At 62.8% G+C, this 6339-nt stretch carries 8 protein-coding genes; 1 reads left to right on the top strand and 7 read right to left on the bottom strand.

Annotated elements, in window-relative coordinates:
- Nucleotides 1-95 precede the first annotated feature (95 nt).
- The 7 genes from GF617_RS26140 to GF617_RS26110 all read right to left on the bottom strand — a co-directional run bounded on the left by GF617_RS26140 (nt 96) and on the right by GF617_RS26110 (nt 3127).
- A complete protein-coding gene (locus GF617_RS26140; protein WP_003100847.1) occupies nt 96-653 on the bottom strand; it encodes a recombinase family protein in 558 nt (185 codons plus the stop codon).
- Nucleotides 647-1018 carry a hypothetical protein gene (locus tag GF617_RS26135; RefSeq protein WP_003100853.1) on the bottom strand — a complete coding sequence of 124 codons (372 nt, stop codon included), beginning with the start codon at nt 1016-1018 and terminating at the stop codon, nt 647-649. Before GF617_RS26135 ends, GF617_RS26140 begins: the two co-directional genes overlap by 7 nt.
- Nucleotides 1015-1515, bottom strand: a complete 501-nt coding sequence (locus GF617_RS26130) for a hypothetical protein (protein WP_003100856.1) — start codon at nt 1513-1515, stop codon at nt 1015-1017. The genes GF617_RS26135 and GF617_RS26130 overlap by 4 nt, the downstream gene beginning before the upstream one ends.
- Nucleotides 1512-1838, bottom strand: coding sequence for a hypothetical protein (locus GF617_RS26125; protein ID WP_003100858.1), 327 nt, complete (start codon nt 1836-1838; stop codon nt 1512-1514). Before GF617_RS26125 ends, GF617_RS26130 begins: the two co-directional genes overlap by 4 nt.
- A gap of 254 nt (nt 1839-2092) precedes the next feature.
- The gene (locus tag GF617_RS26120; RefSeq protein ID WP_000215515.1) at nt 2093-2449 is read right to left on the bottom strand and encodes a cupin domain-containing protein; all 357 of its coding nucleotides are present in this window, start codon (nt 2447-2449) and stop codon (nt 2093-2095) included.
- Nucleotides 2439-2840, bottom strand: coding sequence for a DUF86 domain-containing protein (locus tag GF617_RS26115; protein WP_001293886.1), 402 nt, complete (start codon nt 2838-2840; stop codon nt 2439-2441). The genes GF617_RS26120 and GF617_RS26115 overlap by 11 nt, the downstream gene beginning before the upstream one ends.
- On the bottom strand, nt 2837-3127 hold the full coding sequence (locus GF617_RS26110) for a nucleotidyltransferase family protein (protein WP_001247892.1): 291 nt from the start codon (nt 3125-3127) through the stop codon (nt 2837-2839). Before GF617_RS26110 ends, GF617_RS26115 begins: the two co-directional genes overlap by 4 nt.
- Nucleotides 3128-3285: 158 nt before the next feature.
- On the opposite strand from GF617_RS26110, the gene GF617_RS26105 reads away from it, so the two are divergent.
- Nucleotides 3286-6252, top strand: a complete 2967-nt coding sequence (locus GF617_RS26105; protein WP_015065644.1) for a Tn3-like element ISPa38 family transposase — start codon at nt 3286-3288, stop codon at nt 6250-6252.
- The last annotated feature ends 87 nt before the right edge of the window (nt 6253-6339 follow it).

The raw sequence follows: 6339 nt of genomic DNA, 5'->3' as shown, positions 1-6339 counted from the left end.
AGCGCAATGTTTTCCATGATGGTTCTCCGAATGAAAGCCTGTCCTCAGCATAGTACTGGGAAGGAGGGAGTGACCATCTCATTAAATAAAGCACGCTAAGCGTGCGTGGAGGCTGGCACCCAGCGGTACAGCGTCGGAATGGACACGCCGAGGTTCTTGGCCACGTCCTTGGGCGGCACCCCGCTGGCCAGCAGCTTCTTGGCCGACTCGATCTTGCTGTCGGTCATCTTCGGCTTGCGGCCGCCTTTGCGGCCGAGCTGCTTGGCGACTTCCAGCCCGGCGCGGGTGCGCTCGACGGTCAGCTCGCGCTCCATTTCGGCAAGGCTCGCCATGACGTGGAAGAAGAACCGCCCGGATGGTGTGCCGGTGTCGATGGAGTCGGTGAGGCTCCTGAACTGGACACCGTGCTTGTGCAGATCGCCGACCAGATCGACCAGTTGCTTGACCGACCGGCCCAGCCGGTCGAGCTTCCAGACGACCAAAGTATCGCCTTCGCGCAGCATTTCGAGCGTCTTGGCCAAGCCAGGCCGGTCTGCCCGCGTGCCACTCACCTTGTCCTCGAAGACCTTTTTACATCCGGCCTTGCTCAAGGCTTCGCGTTGCAGCTCCAGGTTCTGATCCTGCGTCGAGACGCGCGCATAGCCAATCAACATGGCTTGTCTCGCGCCCGGTCGATGCGTTCCTGCATCGCCTGCATCACTTCTTCGTGGGTGTACGATCTGGCGTTGGCGTCGGTGGCTTGCCGCAGGGCTTCCTCAACCTCGCGCGTCATCCGCTCGTAATCCTCCGGCCACAGCGCTTGCTCCATGCGCAGCGACGCCTGACCCAGCAGGTGCAGCAGGCTGAACAGCCGCATGTCGTTGGTGGCGACGATGCGCTCCCGAATCTGCTCCTGAATAGCTTCGCTAGCCCGATGCGCTTGTGGTGTGGCAGTCCCCTCGTAGTCAGCGGGGAATTCCGCTTCCTCGGCAATCCTTGCCCAGGCGCTGGCCAGCGCCTCGATGGTTGACGTGCTCATTTCCGCCGCTCCTGTGCTCTTTGGCGAATCAACCGGCCAAGGGGCCTCGACGCGAAAACCAGCAGCATCACGCCTATCGGATACCAGGTCGAGAAGACCACCAAGGCATCGAAGGCTGGCCGTCCGGTGTTGGTAGGCAGTACGGCGGTCACAGCCATCAACCCGCCGACCGTCCAGATGATGCGCCACACGTAGGGCATCACGCGGGGCACGTAGCCGTCATCGAAAGCGGTCTGGTAGTAGCGGCGCAGGCCGCGCTCGGCAAGCGCCTGGCGCTGCCGCTCCGACAGCGCATCCGTCCGGCCATACCAGCGCCGGAATGGTGGACAGCGCAGCAGCAAAGGGGTGAAGAGGATCATCACCGCCACGATCGCGACACCCCACGCCATGACGGCGCCGGCATCGGGCCGCTTGGCGTTCTCGATCACGGGCGCGAAGACGCCCGGAGCACCGATCATCCAGAACAGCGCAATGTGCTGATGGAAGGAGAGCTTCATTTGCTCATCCACTTGCGCAGCAGGCGCTTTTTCAGGGAGGCGCGTTCTTGCGGGTTGCGTCCCTTGTGATTGGCGATGCGATCCGCCGTGGCGGCCTGGCGCTTGACGGGCCAGTAGGAGCGGCCATCCTTGCCCATCGACCAGACGCTGCTGGCCTGGTTTTCCAGCAGGGGCAGATGGGCGCTCAGGGCTTCGGGCGACGCGCTGGTCAGCGCCGTGCGCTCACGGGTGCGCCAGCGCTGATGCCAGAGCTTCTTGTCCTCGCGCTCGCTGCCGCAGGTCGTGTGCCCGACGATGGGTGTTTTGCGGCGGCTGCGGCTCATAACGTAGTGGTCTCCAAGAACATTCAGGACTGATCCCAGGCGTCGATGGTCAAGACCTGATCGGCAGGACAGGCGGCTACGCGGTCGGGAACTGGATGGTGTTCAGTCTCATGCCGACCCCATTCGATTGATCGCGTCGCTTGCGGCACGCTGCGACGCAAGGAGGTTTGCGACCTGGTTTAGCAGCCGTGTCCGCTGCATGTCTGTTACCTATCTCCCCGACCGCTCATTGGACCAACTCCAGAGATTGGGCTCTATCGCTCAGCCAATACGAAACCGGCATTGGCTGATGCCACAACCGAGACTAACACAAATGGCTCGGTACCTGTATTTCGCGCCCCGTGCACTTGGCCCGGTCTTGCCACGGCTATCTCACCTTCCCTGAGGGCACGAACAATCCCATTGCCCTGAAAGTAATCAGCCATTCCCGACAAAACAGTCCACGTGTCTTGGCCGTGAGGATGAATGTGAGCCGCAATTTCCTGCCCGGGATGGACATGCCAAACCACGATAATTGAGTCTCGGGTTTCAAGCACAACGGAACGAATAGGCTCGCCTTCGGACGGCTGAACATACTCGGCTACAGAAAATATTCTCGATTCAACAGTCATCGGAGATCCCTCTTTCACAGTTGTCGTTACGGTCTTCATCGTCGGCATCCTGACGCACGGCGGGCAATTGCTGGAGCAACGCCGGCAGCCATTCCTGTACCGTCTCCCACACCACATCGAGGTTGATGTCGAAATAGCCGTGAGCCATGCGATTACGCATATTGCGCATGCTGCGCCACGGCACGTCGGCATGCGCCTGGGTGAACTCGACGTAGCCATCCATCACCTTTGTGGCCGCCTCGCCGATGACGATCAGGCTCATGATGACGGCCTGCTGGGTGCGCTTGTCGGCCAAGAAGTCGTCCTTGGCCATCCCTTCCACGAAGCTGCGCGCATCGGTTGCGGCCTGCTGAATGTGGTCGAGGTAATCGGGCAGGCGGTTCTCGCTCATATCGGTTGCGCCTCCGCGAGCACCTTGGCCCGGAACTTCGGCGGCAGGTCGCCGGGAGTCAGCAGATCGACGTCAACGCCGAGCAGCGATTTCAGTTCTTCTTCCAAATCGCCCAAGTCCAACAACGTGGCACCGGGCAGCGCATCGACCAACAGGTCGAGGTCGCTGCCATCCCGGTCGGTGCCATGCAGCACCGAGCCGAAGACGCGCGGGTTCGCGGCGCGAAATCGGCCTACCGCTTCACGCACTGCGCTTCGCTTCATGTCAAGCACAACAGACGGTCGCATGCGCATCCTTTCTTATCGAAACTCGTTGAGATGATATGCAATCAAGAATAGAATTTCAAGAACTATTTTCGAGAATCGCAATGCCTTGATTCCCGTGCCGCGCCGGTTGCCTTGGCGGGTTTGTCACAAACCTACGTTTTCAAGAAGAAGGAAACCGCATGCCCCGCCGTTCGATCCTCTCCGCCGCCGAGCGCGAAAGCCTGCTGGCGTTGCCGGACACCAAGGATGAGTTGATCCGTCACTACACGTTCAGCGAAAGCGACCTCTCCATCATCCGGCAGCGGCGCGGCCCGGCCAATCGGCTGGGCTTCGCGGTGCAGCTCTGCTACCTGCGCTTTCCCGGCGTCATCCTTGGCGCTGATGAGCCACCGTTCCCGCCATTGCTGAGACTGGTCGCCAACCAGCTCAAGGTCGGCATCGAAAGCTGGGACGAGTACGGGCAGCGTGAGCAGACCCGACGCGAGCACCTGGTCGAGCTGCAAACGGTGTTCGGCTTCCAGCCGTTCACGATTGGCCACTACCGGCAGGCTGTCCAGTTGCTGACCGAGCTGGCCATGCAAACCGACAAGGGCATCGTGCTGGCCAGAGCCTTGATCGAGCACCTGCGGCGGCAGTCGGTCATTGTGCCCGCCCTCAACGCCGTCGAGCGGGCGAGCGCCGAAGCGATTACCCGCGCCAACCGGCGTCTCTACGACGCCTTGGCTGAGCCGCTGACGGACGTGCATCGCCGTCGCCTCGACGATCTGCTCAAGCGCCGCGACAACGGCAAGACGACGTGGCTGGCCTGGCTGCGGCAATCCCCGGTCAAACCGAACTCGCGGCACATGCTGGAACACATCGAACGCCTCAAGGCGTGGCAGGCGCTCGACCTGCCCTCCGGCATCGAGCGGCTGGTTCACCAGAACCGGCTGCTCAAGATCGCCCGCGAGGGCGGCCAGATGACGCCCGCCGACCTGGCGAAGTTCGAGCCGCAGCGGCGTTACGCGACCCTGGTGGCGCTCGCCATCGAGGGCATGGCCACCGTCACCGACGAAATCATCGACCTGCATGACCGCATCCTGGGCAAGCTGTTCAATGCCGCCAAGAACAAGCATCAGCAGCAGTTCCAGGCATCCGGCAAGGCGATCAATGCCAAGGTGCGGCTGTTCGGGCGCATCGGCCAGGCGCTGATCGAGGCCAAGCAAGCGGGCCGCGATCCGTTCGCCGCCATCGAGGCCGTCATGTCCTGGGATGCTTTCGCCGAGAGCGTCACCGAAGCGCAGCGGCTCGCGCAACCCGAGGACTTCGATTTCCTGCACCGCATCGGCGAGAGCTACGCCACGCTGCGCCGCTACGCGCCGGAATTTCTCGACGTGCTCAAGTTGCGGGCCGCGCCCGCCGCCAAGGACGTACTCGACGCCATCGAGGTGCTGCGCAGCATGAACAGCGACAACGCCCGCAAGGTGCCCACCGACGCGCCGACCGAGTTCATCAAGCCGCGCTGGCAGAAGCTGGTGATGACCGACACCGGCATCGACCGGCGCTACTACGAACTGTGCGCGCTGTCGGAGCTGAAGAACGCGCTGCGCTCCGGCGACATCTGGGTGCAAGGCTCGCGCCAGTTCAAGGACTTCGAGGACTACCTGGTGCCGCCCGCGAAATTCGCCAGCCTCAAGCAGGCCAGCGAATTGCCGCTGGCCGTGGCCACCGATTGCGACCAGTACCTGCATGACCGGCTGACGCTGCTGGAAACGCAGCTCGCCACCGTCAACCGCATGGCGCTGGCCAACGAGCTGCCGGACGCCATCATCACGGAGTCGGGCCTGAAGATCACGCCGCTCGATGCGGCGGTGCCCGATACCGCACAGGCCCTGATCGACCAGACGGCGATGATCCTACCGCACGTCAAGATCACCGAATTGCTGCTGGAGGTAGACGAATGGACGGGCTTCACCCGGCACTTCGCCCACCTGAAGTCAGGCGACCTGGCCAAGGACAAAAACCTGTTGCTGACCACGATCCTCGCCGACGCGATCAACCTGGGCCTGACCAAGATGGCGGAATCGTGCCCCGGCACGACCTACGCCAAGCTGGCCTGGCTGCAAGCCTGGCACATCCGCGACGAAACCTACGGGGCGGCACTGGCCGAGCTGGTCAACGCGCAGTTCCGACATCCCTTCGCCGGGCATTGGGGCGACGGCACCACGTCATCGTCGGACGGCCAGAACTTCCGCACCGGCAGCAAGGCCGAGAGCACCGGCCACATCAATCCGAAATACGGCAGCAGCCCAGGGCGGACGTTCTACACCCATATCTCCGACCAGTACGCGCCGTTCCACACCAAGGTCGTGAACGTCGGCGTGCGCGACTCGACCTACGTGCTCGACGGCCTGCTGTATCACGAATCCGACCTGCGGATCGAGGAGCACTACACCGACACGGCAGGGTTCACGGACCACGTCTTCGCGTTGATGCACCTGCTGGGCTTCCGCTTCGCCCCGCGCATTCGTGACCTGGGCGACACCAAGCTCTACATCCCGAAGGGCGATGCCACCTACGAGGCGTTGAAACCGATGATCGGCGGCACGCTCAACATCAAGCACGTCCGCGCCCATTGGGATGAAATCCTGCGGATGGCCACCTCGATCAAGCAGGGCACGGCGACGGCCTCGCTGATGCTCAGGAAGCTTGGCAGCTACCCGCGCCAGAACGGCCTGGCCGTCGCCCTGCGTGAGCTGGGACGCATCGAGCGCACACTGTTCATCCTGGACTGGCTGCAAAGCGTCGAGCTGCGCCGCCGCGTGCATGCCGGGCTGAACAAAGGCGAGGCGCGCAACGCGCTGGCCCGCGCCGTGTTCTTCAACCGCCTGGGGGAAATCCGCGACCGCAGCTTCGAGCAGCAGCGCTACCGGGCCAGCGGCCTCAACCTGGTGACGGCGGCCATCGTGCTATGGAACACGGTCTATCTGGAGCGGGCCGCGAACGCCTTGCGTGGCCACGGTCAAGCCGTCGATGACGGCCTGTTGCAGTACCTGTCGCCGCTCGGCTGGGAGCACATCAACCTGACCGGCGATTACCTCTGGCGCAGCAGCGCCAAGATCGGCGCGGGCAAGTTCAGGCCGCTACGGCCGCTGCAACCGGCTTAGCGTGCTTTATTTAATGAGATGGTCACTCCCTCCTTCCCGGTATTATGCTGAGGACAGGCTTTCATTCGGAGAACTATCATGGAAAAC

It is taken from the genome of Lelliottia sp. RWM.1, from assembly GCF_016859735.1.
In the GTDB taxonomy this organism is placed as follows: Bacteria; Pseudomonadota; Gammaproteobacteria; order Enterobacterales; family Enterobacteriaceae; genus Enterobacter.
Note: the sequence above shows the minus strand (reverse complement) of the source record. Positions and strands in the feature narration are given on the sequence as shown.

What these genes read in the sequence shown, in the direction of transcription:
- GF617_RS26115 (WP_001293886.1), bottom strand. Translation starts at nt 2,840, where the DNA reads ATGAGCGAGAACCGCCTGCCCGATTACCTCGACCACATTCAGCAGGCC.
- GF617_RS26135 (WP_003100853.1), bottom strand. Translation starts at nt 1,018, where the DNA reads ATGAGCACGTCAACCATCGAGGCGCTGGCCAGCGCCTGGGCAAGGATT.
- GF617_RS26125 (WP_003100858.1), bottom strand. Translation starts at nt 1,838, where the DNA reads ATGAGCCGCAGCCGCCGCAAAACACCCATCGTCGGGCACACGACCTGC.
- GF617_RS26110 (WP_001247892.1), bottom strand. Translation starts at nt 3,127, where the DNA reads ATGCGACCGTCTGTTGTGCTTGACATGAAGCGAAGCGCAGTGCGTGAA.
- GF617_RS26140 (WP_003100847.1), bottom strand. Translation starts at nt 653, where the DNA reads ATGTTGATTGGCTATGCGCGCGTCTCGACGCAGGATCAGAACCTGGAG.
- GF617_RS26120 (WP_000215515.1), bottom strand. Translation starts at nt 2,449, where the DNA reads ATGACTGTTGAATCGAGAATATTTTCTGTAGCCGAGTATGTTCAGCCG.
- GF617_RS26105 (WP_015065644.1), top strand. Translation starts at nt 3,286, where the DNA reads ATGCCCCGCCGTTCGATCCTCTCCGCCGCCGAGCGCGAAAGCCTGCTG.
- GF617_RS26130 (WP_003100856.1), bottom strand. Translation starts at nt 1,515, where the DNA reads ATGAAGCTCTCCTTCCATCAGCACATTGCGCTGTTCTGGATGATCGGT.